General features: G+C 54.3%; 15 protein-coding genes. 11 read left to right on the top strand and 4 right to left on the bottom strand.

All coding sequences use genetic code 11. The features are described from left to right. Window positions 1-57: 57 nt before the first annotated feature. The 6 genes from Poly59_RS18120 to Poly59_RS18095 are packed head-to-tail and all read left to right on the top strand — an operon-like array spanning window position 58 to window position 5,969. Window positions 58-1,227: a zinc-dependent alcohol dehydrogenase gene (locus Poly59_RS18120; RefSeq protein WP_186776365.1), complete on the top strand. Its 1,170-nt coding sequence runs from the start codon at window positions 58-60 to the stop codon at window positions 1,225-1,227. Window positions 1,228-1,259: 32 nt separating this feature from the next. Then, the gene (gene rbsD / locus Poly59_RS18115; RefSeq protein WP_146535534.1) at window positions 1,260-1,667 is read left to right on the top strand and encodes a D-ribose pyranase; all 408 of its coding nucleotides are present in this window, start codon (window positions 1,260-1,262) and stop codon (window positions 1,665-1,667) included. A gap of 44 nt (window positions 1,668-1,711) precedes the next feature. Further along, window positions 1,712-2,701, top strand: a complete 990-nt coding sequence (locus Poly59_RS18110) for a D-ribose ABC transporter substrate-binding protein (protein WP_146535533.1) — start codon at window positions 1,712-1,714, stop codon at window positions 2,699-2,701. Window positions 2,702-2,703: 2 nt separating this feature from the next. Further along, window positions 2,704-3,411, top strand: a complete 708-nt coding sequence (locus Poly59_RS18105; protein ID WP_390621494.1) for a DUF2291 family protein — start codon at window positions 2,704-2,706, stop codon at window positions 3,409-3,411. Next, window positions 3,408-4,985 (top strand): sugar ABC transporter ATP-binding protein, encoded by a 1,578-nt coding sequence (locus Poly59_RS18100; RefSeq protein WP_146535531.1) that lies wholly within the window; start codon window positions 3,408-3,410, stop codon window positions 4,983-4,985. Before Poly59_RS18105 ends, Poly59_RS18100 begins: the two co-directional genes overlap by 4 nt. Before the next feature lie 6 nt (window positions 4,986-4,991). Beyond that, on the top strand, window positions 4,992-5,969 hold the full coding sequence (locus tag Poly59_RS18095; protein ID WP_146535530.1) for an ABC transporter permease: 978 nt from the start codon (window positions 4,992-4,994) through the stop codon (window positions 5,967-5,969). A 539-nt stretch (window positions 5,970-6,508) separates the two neighbouring features. Here Poly59_RS18095 and Poly59_RS18090 read toward each other — a convergent pair. Beyond that, window positions 6,509-7,354: a helix-turn-helix domain-containing protein gene (locus tag Poly59_RS18090; RefSeq protein WP_146535529.1), complete on the bottom strand. Its 846-nt coding sequence runs from the start codon at window positions 7,352-7,354 to the stop codon at window positions 6,509-6,511. A gap of 155 nt (window positions 7,355-7,509) precedes the next feature. Between Poly59_RS18090 and Poly59_RS18085 the strand changes: the two genes are divergently transcribed. The 5 genes from Poly59_RS18085 to Poly59_RS18065 are packed head-to-tail and all read left to right on the top strand — an operon-like array spanning window position 7,510 to window position 15,137. Then, window positions 7,510-8,913 carry a pectate lyase family protein gene (locus tag Poly59_RS18085; RefSeq protein ID WP_186776363.1) on the top strand — a complete coding sequence of 468 codons (1,404 nt, stop codon included), beginning with the start codon at window positions 7,510-7,512 and terminating at the stop codon, window positions 8,911-8,913. Then, window positions 8,903-10,360, top strand: a complete 1,458-nt coding sequence (locus Poly59_RS18080; RefSeq protein ID WP_246151752.1) for a DUF1593 domain-containing protein — start codon at window positions 8,903-8,905, stop codon at window positions 10,358-10,360. Before Poly59_RS18085 ends, Poly59_RS18080 begins: the two co-directional genes overlap by 11 nt. A 44-nt stretch (window positions 10,361-10,404) precedes the next feature. Beyond that, on the top strand, window positions 10,405-12,420 hold the full coding sequence (locus Poly59_RS18075; protein ID WP_146535528.1) for an aceric acid hydrolase: 2,016 nt from the start codon (window positions 10,405-10,407) through the stop codon (window positions 12,418-12,420). A gap of 11 nt (window positions 12,421-12,431) precedes the next feature. Continuing rightward, window positions 12,432-13,766: a DUF1593 domain-containing protein gene (locus Poly59_RS18070; RefSeq protein WP_146535527.1), complete on the top strand. Its 1,335-nt coding sequence runs from the start codon at window positions 12,432-12,434 to the stop codon at window positions 13,764-13,766. 15 nt (window positions 13,767-13,781) lie between these two features. Beyond that, window positions 13,782-15,137 (top strand): nucleoside hydrolase-like domain-containing protein, encoded by a 1,356-nt coding sequence (locus Poly59_RS18065; protein ID WP_146535526.1) that lies wholly within the window; start codon window positions 13,782-13,784, stop codon window positions 15,135-15,137. A 461-nt stretch (window positions 15,138-15,598) separates the two neighbouring features. Here Poly59_RS18065 and Poly59_RS18060 read toward each other — a convergent pair whose 3' ends face one another. Genes Poly59_RS18060 through Poly59_RS18050 form a run of 3 tightly spaced genes read right to left on the bottom strand, consistent with a single transcriptional unit; the run spans window position 15,599 to window position 20,365 of the window. After that, window positions 15,599-16,774: an AGE family epimerase/isomerase gene (locus Poly59_RS18060; protein WP_146535525.1), complete on the bottom strand. Its 1,176-nt coding sequence runs from the start codon at window positions 16,772-16,774 to the stop codon at window positions 15,599-15,601. A gap of 40 nt (window positions 16,775-16,814) precedes the next feature. Next, complete coding sequence (locus tag Poly59_RS18055; protein ID WP_146535524.1) at window positions 16,815-19,391, bottom strand: sodium:solute symporter family transporter; 2,577 nt, start codon at window positions 19,389-19,391, stop codon at window positions 16,815-16,817. Between the two features lie 41 nt (window positions 19,392-19,432). Further along, a complete protein-coding gene (locus Poly59_RS18050) occupies window positions 19,433-20,365 on the bottom strand; it encodes a dihydrodipicolinate synthase family protein (protein WP_146535523.1) in 933 nt (310 codons plus the stop codon). Window positions 20,366-20,415: the final 50 nt, after the last annotated feature.

The raw sequence follows: 20,415 nt of genomic DNA, 5'->3' as shown, positions 1-20,415 counted from the left end.
TAACTCAAGCGAGAAACAATGCCGCCTTCAACAACCATGCAGAAACCGGAGAAGTCTATGACGCACGCAACCCCTCAAACCGTCCGGGCGGTCGCGATGACCGCGCCGGGCAAGACCGAGATGCGAACGTATCCGTATCCGACGATGGATCACGACTCCGCGATCCTGAAAGTCGAAATGTCGGGCATCTGCGGAACCGATCGGCACATCTTTAAGGGAGAGGCAACGGAACTGCGCGGCAAGTCGATCTATCCCTATGTCGGCGGTCACGAAGTGATTGGAACCATCGTCGAGATCGGGGACAACGCAGCTCGGACGATGGACTACGACGGACAACTGCTCATTCCCGGTGATCGGGTAGCCATTGCCGTCGAAGTCAACTGCGGGGACTGCTGGTATTGCCGAAATCATTACAACAACTGCACCTGCGAGAATCAGATTCAGGCCTATGGGCTGCATCCAAATTGCGAAACCAAACCTTACCTGCGCGGTGGGTTTGCAGAGTACATGTACATTCGGCCGCGAACTCATTTGTTCAAGGTGCCGGAAGAGATGCCGACAGACGTCGCCGTGCTTGTTGAAGAAATGGCGGTGGCTTTTCATGCCCTGGCCCGCGCGAGCGTGCCCTTTGCTCCGGTCAACGAAGGCTTCGGTCCCGGTATGTCTGTTGCCGTGCTGGGCAACGGTCCGCTGGGCATTCTCCACGGCGTCATGGCTCGAATTCAGGGAGCCGGGTTGTCGATTGCGACGGACTTGTCTGACCTGCGACTCGGCGTTGCGAAGAATCTGTATGCCGACGTTACGATCAATGCATCCAAAGTGGACGTGGAAGAACGCATCGAACGGGTGAAGGAAATGACCGAGGGAGTTGGTCCTGACCTTGTGATCGAGTCGGCTGGTGAACCGGAAGCCTTTCTTGAAGCTCTGAGGATGGTTCGCAAAGGAGGGACGGTCATCGAGGTGGGTAACTGGGTCGACCTCGGCAAAACCGTTCCGCTCGATGTCATGCGGCACATCAACTCGAAGAACCTGCACATCCACTCGGTCTTTCACTGCGGAACCAACTGGCGCCCCGTGTTGAAGGTCCTGCAACAACAATCGAATCGTTACGACTTTCCATCAATGATCACGCACCGCATGAGTCTTGATGAATTGGTGGATGGATTCGGCACGGTGACGAAATTCGACGAATGCGTCAAGATTGAGGTCGTGCCGCACAAGGCGTGAGAGGTATGTGAAGAAACGACTGCAGGTGCTCAATGAAACGAACCAGACTACTCAACAGCGAACTTAGTTACGAGATCAGCCGAATCGGACACACGGCGTCGATCACATTGTGCGACGCCGGACTGCCGATTCCTTCTGGAGTCAAACGAATCGACCTAGCTATCGAACAGGGGTATCCGTCTTTCCTGAGAACGCTCGACGCACTGGTGAGTGAGATGATGGTCGAAGAGATCGTGGTCGCCAGTGAAATTCACCAGCGCAACCCTGAGACATTTCAGGGCATGATGGACGTGTTTCAGCGTCACGAAATGAAACCTGTCGTCACAGAAATTTCGCACGAAGAATTCAAGCGACTTACGTGCGAAAGCGAAGTTATTGTTCGCACGGGTGAATGTACTCCGTACGCAAATGTTATCCTGAAATCCGGTGTTGTCTTTTGATTTCACGCCACCCAAATTCCTCGACCGCAAATAAGGCGACTCTGATGAATCGAACCAAAACCAGCCTTTCAGCGATTTATCAGCTTGCCTTCCTGCTACTTCTCACATTGACCGGTTGCACCAGCAACACGACCACCAACGAGTCGTCGTCAGGCAAGGCGAAAGAACCGAAGAGAATCGCTGTGATCGTCTCGACGCTGAACAATCCGTGGTTCGTCGTCTTAGGAGAAACGGCTCGCGACCGAGCCGTGGAACTTGGCTACGAAGCCAACATGTTCGATTCACAAAATGACACGGCGAAGGAGGCGGAGCATTTTGACAACGTCGTCGCCGCTGGCTACTCGGCGATTCTGTTCAATCCGACCGATGCGGACGGCTCGATTGCCAACGTGAAACGAGCGACGGAAGCCGGCCTTCCGGTCTTTTGCATCGACCGCGAAATCAACTCGACCGACGCCGCTACCGCTCAGTTGCTCTCGGACAACTACTCGGGATGCGTCGATCTGGGCAAGTACTTCGTCGAGAAACTCGGCGAGAAAGGAAAGTACGTCGAACTGCTGGGGCTGGTCGGAGACAACAACACCTGGAACCGTTCAAAAGGTTTTCACAGCGTTGTCGATCGGTATGAAGGGTTGGAAATGGTCGCCCAACAGAGTGCCGACTTTGATCGCAATAAGGCACTGGAAGTCATGGAATCGATTCTGCAATCGCACGACGACATCAATGCTGTGTTCTGTGGTAATGATGCGATGGCGATGGGGGCCTACCAAGCGTTGCTGGCGGCAGACAAGGCCGATCAAGTGAAGGTGTTTGGGTATGACGGATCGGAAGACGTCGTCAAGTCGATCAGCGAAGGAAAGATCGCTGCGACCGTGATGCAGTATCCCAAAGTGATGGCCCAAACATCTGCCGAATACGCGCACGAGTACCTAGCCAACGGCAAACGCGACTTCGATCAAAAGATACCCGTCAACGTCGACCTCGTTTCGCAGGAAAATATCGACGACTTCGCTGGCTACGGGAAAAAGGAGTAGCCGTGTCGCGCTCGAGGTTGATTACATGTGGTTCATTGCTGATTGTTGGTGGGATTGCCTGCTGGTTCTTTCCACTCTTTCATATCCGACCATTGGATGGAGGTAGGACTGAAGCTAGCGAACGGGCTGCGACACTTCGTCAATCAGGTCCTGCTGATCCAGCCGCTTACGTTCGCGAGTTTTGGGACGGACCACTGAGAACGGGCGACGCTGGCACAGACGTCGTTCAACTCTGGAATGCCTTTGACGCCGACACAACTGGAGCGAGAAGCCAGTATGGTCGACAGGCTGGACTTGGTGGGGCATGGTATTTTTGCATTCGTGGGCAGGGCACCGTCGAGACAGTAGAGAAGGACCGCGTCGTCCTCACAGTAACGGATAGTCCACGCCGAATCTGTCTCGAACTGGGAGTCGTTGTCGACAACACGGTTCGTGAAGCGATCGGTGTGAAGGCCAGTGACTTCGCCAACTCACAGGATTTCAATGCCGTCTCGTCGGAGCTGAATCGCCGCGCCGAACAGGAGGTGATTGCAGCGAATCGCGCATTCCTGAAAGAAGGCGTGGTCGTCGATTTCGTCGGCTGTGCAAAGATTAGCGGCAAATCAGACATTGATCCGTTGTGCATGATTCCGATTCAACTTCAGACTCGTGGCAACGAAGACGCCAAAGCTGGTTTTGGCAAAGATACCGCTACTAGAGCAACTCCATGATCCAGTCGGCGGCAAAGAGCCACGTTGTGTTGGCGGGTGAGGGAATCGTCAAGCGTTATCCCGGCGTGTTAGCGCTCAACCAGGTCGATTTTGACGTTCGAGCTGGAGAAGTCCACGGTCTGATCGGAGAAAACGGCGCTGGAAAATCCACGCTGATGCATATTCTGGCGGGAGCGAATCGCGCCGATGAAGGTGTCATTCGGCTGGAAGGAAAACCCGTTCAATTCGCCAATCCGCGCGAAGCGTCAGACCGCGGTATCGCGTTAGTGCATCAGGAATTGAATCTTGTTCCGCACCTCTCGGTTGCGGAAAACATTTTCCTTGGTCGCGAACTTGTCTCAAGGATCGGACTCATTCGCTCGCGGGACCAGAACGAGCAGTGTCGTAGATTACTGACCGATCTGGATGATACCATCGATCCTCGTACGGAAGTTCATCGGTTGCGAGTCGGGCAGCAACAGGTCGTCGAGATTGCCAAGGCGATCAATTCTAGCGCACGCGTGATCTTCATGGACGAGCCGACGTCGGCGATCAGCGATCAGGAAGTCGAATCGTTGTTCCGTCTGATCCGGTCGCTGCGGGATGCTGGTGTTTCCATCGTTTACGTGTCCCACAAGCTGGAGGAACTGCTGAATATCAGCGACCGGATTACTGTCCTGCGCGATGGTCAACTTGTGGAGACAGTGGAGACCGCCTGTGCCGATCGGCATTCGATCGTTCGCCTGATGGTCGGACGAAAACTGGATGATCTCTACATTCATTCGCCCGCTTTGCCCGATCAACCCGAGCGTCTGCGCGTCGAATCGCTGACGCTGGCACGCAAACACGCGCGGCGTCCGCTGGTTGACGGCGTATCGTTTTCTGTACGCGGCGGCGAAGTGTTCGGCATTTTCGGATTAATGGGTGCTGGACGCACGGAGTTGCTGGAATCGATCTTTGGCCTGCATCCGAGACGCATGACAGGAAACATTGCGATCGACAGCGTGAACAGCAGGTTCACATCGCCGGAACAGGCATTGCAGAGTGGCTTGGGGCTCGTTCCAGAAGACCGCAAGCACCAAGGATTGATCTTGGGGATGAGCGTGGAACAGAACATCAGTCTGTCGAATCTTGCGGATATGGAGACCGCCGGATTGCTGAGCGGACGGCGCGAACGAGATCACGCCCAGTCGTTCGTCGAGCAATTCTCGATTCGCACACCCAACGTCACGCAGCCCGTGCGCGCCCTGAGCGGTGGCAATCAGCAGAAGGTTGTTCTGTCGAAAGTCCTTTCCAGGAAGCCAGGCGTCTTGATGCTGGATGAGCCCACGCGCGGCATCGACGTGAGCGCGAAACGAGAAATCTATGGGTTGATCGATCGGTTAAAGCAACAGGGAATAGCGATCGTCGTTGTTTCTTCAGAGTTGCCGGAACTATTGGGCATCGCTGATCGGATCATGGTGATGTGCGAAGGCCGCAAGACCGGCGAATTCGAGAGATCCGCGGCAAATGAAGAGGTATTGATGCGAGCCGCAGTACCTGGAGCAGCAACCGGGAACGAGCCTGTCGAATCAAATCATACAACCTGGCAATAATCGATCATGCGTGACAAAGAACAACTCTGGCAACAAGCAAGCCGCTTTCAGTCGCTGCTCGTCCTGGTCTTGATGATCGTGGCAATGAGTCTGTTGTCGGATCGCTTTTTGACTCAGGCAAACGGCTTGAACATCATGCGGCAGATCTCCGTCAATGTCTGCCTGTCGATTGGCATGACCATGGTAATCCTGTCCGGTGGTATCGACCTGTCCGTGGGATCGGTGCTGGCGTTTTCCGGTGCGATCACGGCGGGGCTGATCAAATCGTCAATTCCGCTGCCCTGGCTGGGAGTGGAACTGCAATTCACGACCTGGGGTGCGATCGTCGCCGGATTGATCGTGGGTTTATCACTTGGCTGGATCAACGGACAGTTAATCACCCGGCTGAAGATTCCACCGTTCGTTGCGACGCTGGGCATGCTCAGTATCGCTCGCGGAATGACGATGCTTTGGACGAAGGGATTTCCCATCACCGGCTTGGGCGATGGATTCGCGATCCTTGGAACTCAATCGGTGCTGGGAGTGCCGACGCCTGTATGGATAGCTGGAGGTCTTGTCGGCGTTTTTGTCTTGCTCACGAAGAAGACGCGAGTAGGACGGTACATCTATGCTGTCGGAGGCAACGAACAGACCACCAGATTGTCCGGGCTGAACGTGAATCGCATCAAAGTCATCGTGTACACACTCGCCGGTGCATTGTCCGCCGTTGCCGGACTGATCATGACCTCGCGACTGGACTCAGCCCAACCCAATGCGGGAGCTGGATATGAACTGGACAGCATCGCCGCAGTCGTCATTGGAGGGACATCGCTTTCCGGCGGCCGCGGGACAATCCTAGGAACCGTCATCGGGTGTCTAATCATCGGAGTCTTAAACAGCGGATTGGTCCTGTTAAACGTTTCGCCTTTTTGGCAACAAGTCGTCAAAGGCGGCGTGATCCTGGTTGCAGTGGCCATCGATCGAATGCGTGAGTCCGACGATTGAATCAATACGTTGCCAACTCCATGCGCCGTTCCGGTTGTCGACAGGAATGAATATTTGAATTGGATCGATTTACTGTTTCGAGTCAGACTCGCTAAACACGACGGACGATACAAACGCCACGCGTTTATCCCCTACGAGTGAAAATTGACGCGAGAATCGCGGTTTCAGTGAGATCCCAGGCTCGAATTCCGGCTGCAAAAAGTTCTACTGGTGTCCTCGATCCTCCACCTCATAAACAAAAGCCGCCGATCGAATGCGATCGGCAGTTTTTTTCGTGGGCTTTTTGGTGTGAATCGCTGGTCTCAAAAAGTTCAATCAGTTTGTGCAATTTGGGGCATGAATTCGTCATTGGTTTTCAACCAATGACTTGCGGGGTTTCACTGTCCACTATCCTCGCCTCGTGTATAAGCTTGGTTCGAGTCCGCCTTGGGCAGCTTTCGGATGGAAACGCGAATATGGCCATACTCGGAATATATGTCGAGATCATCGTCAGATTGGGCGGCGGTCCCGTTTTTCGTTGGCGTCAGATAATCAGATCGTCACGATGACGATTGACTTGCTGTCGTTGGACGATGCGATTTGCGGAATTCTCGAGGGGCGCAGCCACAGCCCGCTTTGAACGCTTCGTTGAACCGGCTGAGACTTTGGAAGCCCGAGTCCAGTGCGACGTTTAAGATCGCGTCGTCCGTTGTGACCAGCAGTCGTTGAGCGTGGGAGATGCGGTGCTGAATAATGAATGCCGTCATCGTGGTACCGAACGTTTTTCGGAACAAAGTCATCGCGTAGTTGGCATGAACGTCTGTTGCTTCAGCGATCGACTGAGAGGTTAGTGGTTGCTGGTAGTTCCTCGCGATGTAACAGGCAATTTGATCAGCTCGAGTCAATGCGGCCATCGAAGTCGTGACTGCCCCGTCGGTCATCCCGTGCGCAAATCGCAACATTCGAGCCTGCACTTCCAAGCGAGCGGCACGCTCTAGCACTCGGTCGTCGGCCTTGAGGTCCTGCTCCCATCGCTGAAAGGCCATTTCGTCCCATTTGTACTGAATGAAATCGACCAAGAGCTCACCTTGCAGGATGCGATTCACGAAACTCAAATCGAGTCCGGCTCGCAGAAACTCACTCAACGGCAGCGTCACGACGAAATAAGGTGCATCCCCTTCAATCTCAACGATCTGATGTGGAATCGCTGCCCAGAAAACGCCGAGCCTTCCGGCCTCGATCGTGGTCCGCTGGCCACCCAGCAGGTAGGTCAGAGAACCAGCCGTGAGCAGGTTCAATTCGATCTCATTGTGCCGGTCTGGACGCGACATGCGGGTCGGCGTCCACGATTCGCAGGCGAAACCGTAGGGCGAGAACTCAGGGCGTTTGGTATCGAATCGCTTCATGAATCTTAGAATAACGCGAGTATTGCTGCGATGGCAGGGAGACTTGCGGTGTATTCACGAATAATCTCTTGGCAGACTCGGATCGCGCCACGGCCACGCCTACACCAAGGCGCGATTTCCTGAAGTCAAGTGATACACCGCACAAAGGAAAAGTCATGAAATTTAAGACGACCTTAATCGCCTTACTAACACTTGGCGGACCGATGGGTCTGCTTTCCAACGCCACTGGCGACGAAGCCAAACCTGCCAGTGTCGCTGCGTTTCCGGGCGCGGAAGGATACGGTTCGATGACGCCTGGTGGTCGAGGCGGTCAGGTGATTGCCGTGACGAATCTGGACGCCAAAGGGCCAGGCAGCCTGCAAGCGGCGTGTGATGCCAAGGGGGCACGAATTGTCGTCTTCAACGTGTCGGGGACAATCGACGGCGACGTGAAAATCAAGAATGACTTCATCACGATTGCCGGCCAAACCGCTCCCGGAGATGGAATCACGATTAAAGGCAATCTCGCCATCGACGCCAACGATGTCGTCATTCGCTATGTCCGTGTCAGAACGGATCACGAAGGCGACGCACTCGGCGGTCGGTACCGAAAAAACATCATTGTGGATCATGTATCCGCCAGTTGGAGCAGCGATGAGGTGTTCTCGCTGTACCACAATGAAAATGTCACGATCCAGTGGTGCATGATCACCGAAGCCTGCGCCAAGGCAGACGGGTCGCATCGTTTTGGCGGCATCTGGGGAAACCATTACAGCACATATCATCACAATCTGCTTGCTCATAATGACAGTCGCAATCCTCGCTGGGCATCGGGCTGTGGGTTCAACGATTACCGAAACAACGTGTTGTACAACTGGGGTTATCAAAGCAGCTACGGTGGCGAAGCCCACCAGAAGGGCGATCGGCGAACACCACCCATCGAGTTCTCCGCAATCAACATGATCGCCAACTACTACAAACCTGGTCCCGCCACGCGAACCGACGTTAAAGACTGCATCGCAAGTCCGTCGTCCCGAGGCGATGATGATTTCGGCGGTTGGCACGTGGCCGAAAACTACGTCGATGGTTTTCCCGAAGTCACCACTGACAACTGGTTGGGCGTGAAAGGTAAGACCTTCCACAGTTTGCCCGCAGCGTGGGAGGCAATGCCCATTCATCAGCAATCCGCGAAGGATGCTTACCTGAGCGTCCTTGAGCATGCAGGTTGCTCGTTACCGAAGCGTGATTCGATCGATGCGCGCATCACCGAAGAAGTCCGCAACGGCACCGCAACTCACGGTAATAACGGCATCATCACGACTCAGGATGATGTCGGCGGCTGGCCGGAACTGCAATCAGCGGAAGCGCCTCTGGATTCAGACGGTGATGGCATGCCCGACGACTGGGAGAAGAAATTCGGTCTGAATGCGAATGCGGCAGATGACAATTCATCAGACAAAGATGGCGACGGATACACGAACGTCGAAGAATATCTTAACGGCACTGATCCGACTGAATTCATCGACTACACCAAGCGGGAAAACAACATCAATTCGTTGGAGAGCTCTCATGGAAAGTAGTCCGCATCACAGTCTGAGCTTTCGACTGCTGCTTCTGCTGATGCTGTTCGCCGCAACCGCAATCGGCCAGCAAAGTACGCTGAAGGCCGCCGACAAGCCACGCGTGATTGTCACCAGCGATGGCGAAATCGACGACGAATGCTCGATGGTTCGCTTCCTGCTGTATGCGAACGAATTCGACATCGAAGGAATCATCACATCCAGTTCGCAGTATCACGCTCACGGGCACAACTGGGCCGGAGACGACTGGGCACAGCCCTATTTGGCAGCGTATGCCAAAGTCTATCCGAACCTCGTCAAGCACGACTCGCGCTATCCGACTCCTGAATTTCTTCAGTCTCGAACGTTGCTTGGAAACGTGAAGTCGGAAGGCGAAATGGACGAGATCACAGCAGGGTCGCAGCGGATTGTTGAAGTATTGCTGGACGAATCGGACGAGCGTCCCGTCTGGATTCAGGCCTGGGGCGGAACGAACACGATCGCGCGAGCGTTAAAGAATATCGAACAGCAGCATGCGGACAAGATGGCCGAAGTCGCGAAGAAGATTCGCTTCTATTTCATCTGGGAACAGGACGAGACTTATCAAACTTACATCCGTCCGCACTGGGGCAAGTACAACATCCCGACGATCATCTCCGATCAGTTCATCGCTCTGTTCTACCACTGGAAGAAGTATATCCCGGCGGATGAACAGTCATATCTGGTTGGTTCGTGGATGAAGGCCAATATTCTGCGAAACCACGGCCCGCTGTGTTCTTTGTACAAGGCTCATGCGAAGGACGAAAAAGGATTCGTCTCAGGCGATTTCCGATCCGAAGGTGATTCGCCGGCCTTCATCTATAATATTCCAAACGGCCTGCGCAGCGATGAATCGCCGGACTGGGGTGGTTGGGGCGGGCGTTTCGTGAAGGTTCGCGAGAACACGTGGTTGGACCCGGTGCTTGAGCCCGACTATGAATATCCCGACGGTCGCTGGTACACGAGTTCCGCGTGGGGTCGGCTACGATTGAAGAAGGAAATCCCGAACGACGCCGAACTGACTGCGTATCTCAAGCCACAATGGCGCTGGATCGGCGCGCTGCAGAACGACTTCGCCGCTCGAGCCGACTGGTGCGTGAAGGAATTCGAAGAAGCCAACCACGCCCCGGTCGCCACGGTGACAGGGCAGCTCACACGAGATGTAAAACCCGGCGAAACGGTGCAGCTATCCGCCACAGCGGCTGATCCCGACGGAGACAAACTGACGTTCCGCTGGTGGCAGTACAGCGAAGCAGGTTCAGCAGAAGCGACCGTCACGATTGCCGGAAATGATTCTGCGAACGCGGCCAGTTTCGTTGTGCCCGACGAACCAGGCAAGCAGATGCACATCATTCTTGAAGTTACTGACAACGGCACGCCGCAACTCGTCGGCTATCAACGCGTTGTCTGCAACATCAAAGAAAACTGATTCTTCGGCGGCGTTAGCTTCCAGCTTGCGAAGAACGACAAACCATGCCCATGAACTACACACAACTGATTCTCTTCGCGATCGCGTGCTGCGTCACAGAGCAAGCATCTGCGCAGTCCGTTCAAGTAAGCCCTCATCGCGTGGTCGTCCCCCTTCGCTTGGCCGAGGTCAAGTGGGCGGACGGTTTCTGGAGGCAACGGCTGGCCACCTGCCGCGACAAAACCGTCCCGGCGATGTGGGAAATCATGCGAGGGACTAAGTACAAGCCGTACCTGGAACATTTCCGCATCGCCGCCGGTTTGTCGGATGGCACCTACCACGGCGCACCGTTCAACGATGGCGACTTCTATAAATGGATGGAAGCGGTCTGCGCACTGCAAGCCACCGAACCAGACCCTGAATGGGATCAACGCCTCGATGAAATCGTCGAGATTATTGGGAAGGCACAGCGCGCGGATGGTTATCTCCACACTCCAGTGTTGATTGCCAACCGCAATGGTGACACGACCGTTAAACCCTTCGGCGACCGATTTAACTTTGAGATGTATAACATGGGCCATCTGATGACGGTCGCTTGTGTGCATCATGATTTGACCGGCAAGGACAGCCTGCTGAATATCGCTCGCAAGGCAGCCAACTTTCTTGATAACGCTTATCGCAATCCGACTCCCGAACAGGCGGGGCACGCGATCTGCCCTTCTCATTACATGGGCTTGCTGGATCTGTATCGAACGACAGGCGAAACTCGCTATCTAAATCTCGCGGAGCGTTTGATTCAGATGCGAGACCAAATTGTCGATGGCGGCGATGACAACCAGGACCGGCTGCCATTTATGCGGCAGAATGAGGCGGTTGGTCACGCGGTCCGTGCGACGTATCTGTACGCGGGAATCGCTGACCTGTACGCCGAAACCGGCGACAAAAAACTGCTGAAACCACTGACCGCGATCTGGAATAACCTGGTCGAAAAAAAGCTCTACATCACCGGCGGTTGCGGTGCTTTATACGATGGAGCCTCGCCGGACGGCTCAAAAGATCAGGGTTCAATCACGCGAGTCCACCAAGCCTTCGGACGCAACTACCAGCTTCCCAATACGACTGCTCACAATGAAACGTGTGCGAATATCGGCAACGTGCTCTGGAACTGGAGAATGTTCCTTGCCAGCGGCGAGGCAAAGTATATCGATGTGATGGAACTCGCGCTTTACAACTCGGTGCTTTCGGGGGTGAGCCTGAACGGGACGGGTTTTTTCTACACCAACCCGCTGCGAGTATCAGAAGCCGCTCCCGTGGATCTGCGTTGGTCTCGGATGCGAGTGCCATTCGTAACGTCGTTCTGTTGTCCGCCCAATGTGGCTCGCACGATCGCGCAGGTCAGCGGTTACGCCTACGCAAAGTCCGACAATGCAATCTGGGTCAATCTGTACAGTAGCAATACGCTCGATACCAAGTTGCGCAGTGGAAGCCGAGTTCTGCTGGAACAACGCACTGAGTATCCGTGGAATGGCAAAGTACAAATCACGGTCGTCGAGTGTCCTGCACAGCCAATGGAACTTAAGCTACGGATTCCTGGTTGGGCGAAGTCGGCGACTCTTAAAGTCGACGGAGAATCTGTCGCAACGGAACTAACACCGGGCACATACGCTTCGCTTGAACGAACCTGGAAACCGGGAACCGTGATCGAGCTAAATCTACCGATGCCAGTGCAACTGATCGAGTCGCATCCTTTGGTTGAGGAAACTCGCAATCACCTTGCGGTCAAACGCGGTCCGATCGTGTATTGCCTGGAGTCTATTGATCTGCCCAAAGGCACATCGCTGGCAGAAGTGCGAATTCCTGCTGACGTAAATTTGCAGTCTCGATTTGACGCGGACTTGCTGCAAGGTGTCACTGTTCTTGAAGGCGAGTTCGCATTCCTGGGAACTGGCGACTGGCCGGACAAACTTTACCGCGAATTCAAACGACCTGATTCGACTCCGATCCCTGCAACTCTGGTTCCTTACTTCACCTGGTCGAATCGCGGCGCGTCCGAGATGTCCGTCTGGCTGCCACTCAACTGATTGGAACTTTAATGTTGGATCAATTCAACGTGGTCACAAGACTTGCAGTGTTCTTGTTCATCTTCGCCGCTGCAACGGATGGGTTGGCGCAGGAAGCAAGTCGCGCAGCTGACGGCGCATTGGCTGGCAAGCGCTACCGAGTCGTTGTTTCAACTGACATTGGCGGCACCGATCCCGATGATTTTCAATCGATGGTGCATCTGCTTGTTTACTCTGACGTGTTGGATATCGAAGGACTGATTTCGTCGCCGTTTGGACCAGGCCGCAAGCAGGACATTCTGGACGTACTCGATTGCTACGACAGAGACTATACAAATCTAAAAACGTATTCGCATCAATATCCAACGCCAGATGCATTGCGAGCGATCACAAAGCAGGGCGAAACCGAAATCGCTCCCCATATCGGCGTGCGAGCATCCACGGAAGGTTCGCGGTGGCTAGTCGAATGTGCGCGGCGAGATGATCCGAGACCGCTGCACGTGCTTGTCTGGGGTGGCATTGAGGATCTTGCTCAGGCATTGCACGATGCGCCGGATATCCTGCCGAAGCTGCGGGTCTATTACATCGGCGGCCCCAACAAGAAGTGGGGACCGAATGCTTACCAGTACATCGCCGACCATCATTCCGATCTCTGGATCATCGAAGCGAATTCAACCTATCGCGGTTGGTTCACGGGTGGCGATCAATCGGGCAATTGGGGCAATAAGGAATTCGTGAGGCAACATATTGCCGGCCACGGAGCCCTTGGCGATTTCTTCAACTCGAAAATGAACTCCATCAAAATGGGCGATACGCCTTCGGTGGGCTGGCTACTGAGCGGGAAGCCCGAAGACCCGTCACAGCCCGGATGGGGCGGTCAGTTCGTTCGCGCTTGGACGAGGCCCTATTCGCGATTTGACCGCCTCACTACGCCGGATGATAAGATGGAAGTGTTTGGCGTTCTGGAACTGGTGTTGCCCCTGGGCAGCAACAGGCCGGAGAAGCCCGAAACGCAGCTGATGGTTGAGAATCAAGTGATTCCCGGCCACGTTTCGGACAACGGCACGGTGAAATTTCGCTTCTGCCCCAAAGCCGCAAAAACCTATCCGTTCTCAATCCGCAGCAATGTCGTCGCGCTCGATGGTAAGACTGGCGGAATCAAGTCCGTCGCTCCTGCAGCCGACATCGCACTGCATCCGTCACCAACCCTTTCGCACTGGTGGACCGATGATCCTGCTCCTCAGTTCGCCGAACGCGAGCACCATGGTGCAAAAACTGTGAGTCGCTGGCGAGAAGATTTTCTCGGCGACTTCGCAAAACGCATGTTGCGATGCAAAACCCCTTCCATCACTGAAACGAAACGTTAACGAGAAAACAAACGAATGCACAATCAACGCCTCTACGCTGTCCTGTTGATCACGATGGTGACCAGCATTGCTGTCGCCCAGGAAGACAAGCCAAAGCCCGATAGCAACGGCGACAAGCCACGCATCATCACGACCACCGACCTCGGTGCCGATCCCGATGACGAGCAATCGATGGTCCGTCTGTTGGTCTGCGCGAACGAGTTCGATATCGAAGGCTTGATCGTCTCGACCGGTTGCTGGAAGAAGAATCAGACCGACACCGGGATGCTCGACAAGCTAGTCGACGCGTATGCCGAGTGTGTTGATAACCTGAAAGTACATGCCGCAGGGTTTCCATCGGCCGAGTACTTGAAGTCCATCTCGATCATGGGCCAAGAAGGCTATGGCATGAGCGACGTTGGCGACGGAAAAGACACCCCCGGGTCGGAGCTGATCATTGCCTCGGTCGACAAAGACGATCCTCGCCCGGTTTGGGTTGGAGGCTGGGGCGGAACGAACAATGTCGCGCAGGCGATTTGGAAAGTTAGAGCAACGCGATCCAAAGAAGAATTGTCCAGGTTTCTCAGCAAACTGCGAGTGTTCGACATCCTTGGGCAGGACGATGCCGGCGCCTGGATCGCCAAGAACTTCCCCGAGGTTGTGTATATCCGCGCAACCGGTGTTTATGGCTGGGCGCCTTCCGACGAATATCTGAAGGAACACATTCAAAGTCATGGACCGCTCGGTGCCGTTTACCCAAACAGGAAATGGGCGACCGAGGGTGACACGCCAGCCTTCATGCACGTCTATCCGAATGGCCTGAACGATCCCGATAAAATTGATCAGGGTGGCTGGGGTGGACGATTTGACCTAACGAAAAAGACTAGCATCAAAAGTATGCGAGCCGTGAAGGAAGAAGAGAGGCTGTACGATCCTTACGACATGTATGGCAACACTTCGGAAGGCAGCGAGGCTATCAAACGCTGGAGCACTGCCTACGACAACGACTTCGCGGCACGCATGGATTGGAGCATCACCGGCAAATACTCCGACGCCAACCATCATCCGGTTGCGGTGGTCAACGGTGACACTTCGCGACGAGTTTTGCAGGTCACAGCAGCCGCTGGTTCGACAGTTAATCTAAGCGCCGTCGGATCCAGCGACCCCGACCAAGACTTGCTGACGTACGCATGGTCGTTCTACAAGGAACCAAGTTCGTACAGCGGCGAAGTGAAGATTAAAAATCACTCCGAAGCCACGGCCAGAGTAGCGATCCCCGCAGATGCAGCCGGAAAAAACATTCATTTAGTTCTGGAACTTCATGACGATGGAGATCCCAATCTCTACGCCTACCGCCGCGTCATTGTCAAAGTTCTGGCAGGACAGAAATAAATGACGTTGGGCAAAGTCAAGAGTCTACGGATCATCGTGGCCTCCGATCCGCTTCCGATTTCAGTCACCAGTAACGCCCTGAAGACCCGACTCAGTCGCTCAGGGAACCGACTGTTTGTTCATCAGTAGCCAACCAGGTACTTCGTCGTCAGCCCAGGTCGTTCGAGCATCGCCGAGTTAAAGATGCAGTATTCGCAGGATTTTATGAGCCGTGCCGACTGGTGCCTTACTCAATCGCTGACAAGCAACGCGACATGCTGAACTCCATGCTCCCGCCCGAGGTCGTCACGGTCAGCGTTTCAATCGGCTGCGGAAACCTTGGTGTTAGCAATGCCACTTTTCCAATCGCTCCCTGACATTCATGTGCTGCAACCAATGCATACGAGGCTTGCAGAATATTTGCACGGCGATGTGAAGCGATTGAACCGCAACATTGGCTCGAATAGGACGGCACGCGGTCTCTACTTCGACGTAGCTGCCAGCAACTGCCAACAAGTTAGCTGCATGCGGGGCATGTGAAACGGCCCTTTCCAAAGGTTGCCCTTCAATCGAGAACTGATGCGGCCGTCGCGGTGAAGATAGCCGAACCACTCACCAAACTCTTTGTAAGGAAAATGTGCGTAGGCCCAGTCATGGACGAGCCTGTGCCAGTCCGCGTATTTCTTGTCGCCGGTCAGTTCATAGGCCAACAGTGTGGCGACAATCGTTTCGTTTTGGGGCCACCAGAATTTCATATCATGCCAATACTCCTGGACGGGCAATCCGTTCAAATCAACAAAATAAAGAACTCCGCCGCACTCTTCGTCCCAACCTCGCTGCCACATCCAATCGAGCATCTGACAGCCGGTTTGAATCAGGCTAGCGTCCCTGCGAAGTTTGCCTTCATGCATGATGAACCATGCACCTTCGATCGCGTGACCGGGATTGAGCGTGCGACCGTCGAAGTGGTCGATAATTTCGCCGGTTGGACTGACCGTCTCCATCACGCACTGAAGGTCGACTTTGATGTGGAAGCGGCGAATATCGTCGAGGCTGCGGTCGATCCATTCATTGGCATCGAGTAAGCCGATGGACTGACGAAGCTCTTGAGCCGTCGCGATCGTGATCATCGGGAAACCGATCCCTCGAGTCGGCCTGATCGATGTCAACTTTGGCTCGACACCTTGCGGATTGAGGTTGTGATCGATGAAGCGCTGGAACGTGCGTTTTGCTTTATCAGCGTATTGTTCGTCGCCGGTTGCCTTGAAGAGTTCTCCATAGGCGATTGCAGCGAAACTCTCGGAGAATGCGTAGCGGCGTTTCCGGATCGGTTGCCCTTCTCGAGTGACGTGAAACCACATGCGTCCGTCGGTCGGATCGAAGCAATGTTCGTCGAGAAACCGAGCGCCGTGTTTCGCTAGTTCCAGCCATTCGTCACGTGGCTCGACGTTGTTGTACAATTCGCCCAGCAACCAAGTGAATCGGCCTTGTTGCCAGACGCCTTTATCAGTGTCGAGCACAGTTCCGTCACGGTCCAGCGACATCATGAAGCCTCCGTACTGGCGATCCACGCAGTGCTTGATCCAAAACGGCAGCGTGTCACGCAGCAGCCCATCACGATAAATCGCAATCAATTCGTCTCGGCGTGCATCATTCATCGAAGCAATCGTTCTCGCAGTGCAGGCACAGCAACCTGTGCTACATTTTTTGTAGCGTGTGAATGGTTAGCCCTGTTAAGTCGCCAGTTGGTTTCGGCGTGACGAGACTTACCAGATAGCCAACGACGAAACACGAAGTGATTCCACACGACGTGTACAAGTATCCGTTGATAGCCGTGAACTTCCACAGACTGAACATCACGGCCGCGCCAACCAAAGCGCCGAACAGGGCACCGGTAGAATTAGCGCGTGTCGTGGTGCCGCCCAAAACAAATAGCCCGCCCAGCACTCCCATGAACAAACCGATCACGACCAGAAACGTATCGAACAGTGATTTGATTTCCGGATTGACAAAGACCAACCCAAGCAGCGTCCCAACTAAGCCCATCAATAGTGTCAAGCCGCGAGCCGCGTTCAAATATCCACCATCGGTTTTGCAAACGTTGTAGGGGCGCAGAAAGTCGGTCACCAATGCCGTTGCTGTGGAATTCATGCTGGTCGAAACCGTCGACTGCGCAGCGGCAAAGACACTAGCAACTATCAATCCCGCCAACCCGATCGGCATTTCATGGGCAATAAAATATGGAAATACTTGGTCGGTTGTGATCGTTGGGTCAAGCCGTTCCGGATGCGACCGATAGAACGCATACAAAGCGGTGCCGATTCCGAAAAACAGCAACGTTGCCGGAATCGTCAGCACCGCATTCGTCCAGATCGAACGCGCAGCGAGTTTTTCATCAGCCGTTGTCATGTAGCGTTGCACAACTGCCTGATCGGCCGTGTACGACGAAAGATTCTGACCGATCGCACCGACGACGATCACCCATAGTGCGATCCGAGCACTGGTCGGACTCAGGTGAAGATTCACAATTTGAATTTTATCCGAAGCGTTGGCTGCGGACAGAAACCCGCTGGCACCACCGTCGGTCCCGATGACCAACAATATGATCGCAATGAGTGCTCCGCCAAGCAGGACGACTGTTTGAATTGTGTCGGTCCAGATCACTGCTTCGACACCGCCCATCGTGCAATACAAAATGCTCAACACGCCCATCAGCAAAACGGATTGAGCCGGCGTCAGCGGCGTGGCGACGGCCAGTGCCAAACTGGTTAACGACATGACAACAGCCATGCGAAACAAATGAAACAACGTAAAACTCGCACTTCCAAACAGTCGAACGGAACGACTAAATCGCTTCTCTAGATATTCATACGCGCTGGTCGCGTCGATACGGCGAAAAAACGGCATCGCGATATACACGGCGACGATGGCAACCAGCGGAATCGTGAAGTTGCCGATCGAGTACACCCAATCCTGTGCATATGCTTTAGACGGAAGCCCAGTAAATGTCAGCGAACTGAGCATCGTCGCGAAGATGCTGCATCCTGCCGCCCACCATGGGACGTGACCTCCACCACGAAAAAAGTCGTCGGTGTTTTTGTTTTTTCTTGCAAAATATACGCCAACGCCAACCATCGACAGCAGGTAACCAATCAACACGACATAGTTAAACCTTCCAAAATGACGTTCCGTTCGATTGACTGAAACGCGATACACGTTTGGACTGCGGACACGCGGTCGGATTTCGCCGGTCGCAACGACGATGTCGTTGCCCCACTGCATTGCGGTTGTCGTGACATGGTTGGCGGGCATCGATCCAGCGGTAACCCACGTGTCGGTAATGGTGTGATAGGCGAGTGATTCTTTAACAAAACCGGGATGATCGTCCTTCAGTCCGTCACCCTGGAAGAACAGTTTCTCGGTCGCGCCGCCAAGTACAAACACATGACTTTGGCCGTACTTAATACTCGTGCCCGCCATCACGCATCGCGGAGCGTCGCTTCGTTGTCGCCACTGACTTGTCTGCGGATTGTATTCCCAGACGTCTCGCAAAAAATCGAAGCTTGATTCTTCCTCCGCCGGACCGTCTTGCCGCCTTCCACTGATGACGTACACGCAGTCGTTATAGCCATTGTGCTGGCTGACGGTCAGGTTCAAGGCCCGAGAAGGTCCCGGCAACGCGGGTAACTCTTTCCAAACGAAATCGCCCGGGCTAGAACGTTTCGACAGATCAAGCGACCAGAAATTCGTCATCGCTGTTTCCAGCGATTGGCCGCTTTGTCCACCCGCCACATAGATCACATCGCCGATCATGGTCGCAGCAGAAAAAGCACATGGCTTTGGCAGCGCAGGAAATACAACCGTAGCGATCTGATCGGACTCGGCATCCCAGCTAAGCATGAATACGTCGTCGAAGGTTTCGGCCGAGTCGTTCCCGCCGATGCAAACCACTCCGTCCTCGGTCGAGACCGTTGTCCCGTACGCAACCGCACGGTCAAGTCTGCCACCGTCTTTCCACGTGAAGCCATCAACACTTCGCTTCATCACGAAAACGTGATCGTGCCAAACTTTGTCGTTGTCCCAGACGGGCTGAGGGAAATTTGCGCCGCCCGCGACGATCATCGCGTCATTGTGAACACCAACAAACGGACCAGCGAGCCCAAGTTCATCCGGCACCGGCGGCAATTCGTTCCAGGACAGCAGTTCCTGAGCAGTTGCGAACGAAGAAAACACAGTTGCAGCGACAAGAATGAGGACACGCAGGATTTGATTCATGTTTTCTTTCACAATGCGGGTTGCCGGCCTTCAAGTTATGGTCATTCCGCAGGTGCCAGGCCGCCAGCCTGCTCTACGTCGAACCCGATTACTTCCAACTCATTCCGCAAGGACGCGGCATCCGCCTTTGACAATCGTCCTTGAGGCAATCGACATCCCCCCACTTTCAAACCACGCATCTCCAGAATTGCCTTCATCGCCGGATGAAACGGAAACTTCCCAATCGTCCGAATTAGCTCGATTGATTTTGATTGCCATCGTCTCGCTTCCTCCACATTGCTCGTCGCAAATGCATCGATGATTCGGCGGTACAATGGTGCTGCGATGTTGTACGTACTGCCGATGCCAGCACGCGCGCCTGTCGCCAGTGCTCCTAACAACATTTCATCACATCCCCAAACCACATCAAAACGTCCATCTTGCAATTCCAAGCAATGCTGGAAATCGAATAGCTTGGTGTCGGTGTATTTCAAACCCACCAGATTCGGGATTCGATCGCCGGCTTGCAAAAGGAATTCGCCCATATCAATTGCCGAACCGGTTAACGAGGGAATGTGGTAGTAATAGAAAGGCAACTCGGGTGCGCCACTGGCAACTTCCCCCATCGTCTGCACCAATGTCGCAACGTCCGACACTTTGAAATAGGACGGACAGGTTGCCGAGATGACATCTGCGCCAATAGCCTGAGCATGCTTAGCAAGCTGACTTGCTTCGCGCACACTGTTGTGTCCAACTTGCACAATCACGGGAATGCGTTTCGCGGTCGCTTGCACGTAAGCTTCCGCCACCGCTCGACGCTCATCGCTGGTGAGCGACATTCCTTCGCCCGTACTACCACAAACATACAAGCCTTCGATGCCTTGCGCGAGCAAGTGATCAACCATCGACGGGATCGCACGAAGGTTCAAATCACCCTCGTCATTGAGCGGTGTGTAGGTTGCGGCTACTAGACCGCTTAAATTCGTAGTCGTCATCAGAGCCCTAGATTTGCAAGTAGGTTCGGTTCGTGTTGTTGTCGTGCAGG

Source organism: Rubripirellula reticaptiva, assembly GCF_007860175.1.
GTDB lineage: Bacteria > Planctomycetota > Planctomycetia > Pirellulales > Pirellulaceae > Rubripirellula > Rubripirellula reticaptiva.
The sequence above is the reverse complement of the archived record's forward strand: the minus strand, read 5'-3'. Positions and strand labels throughout refer to the sequence as shown.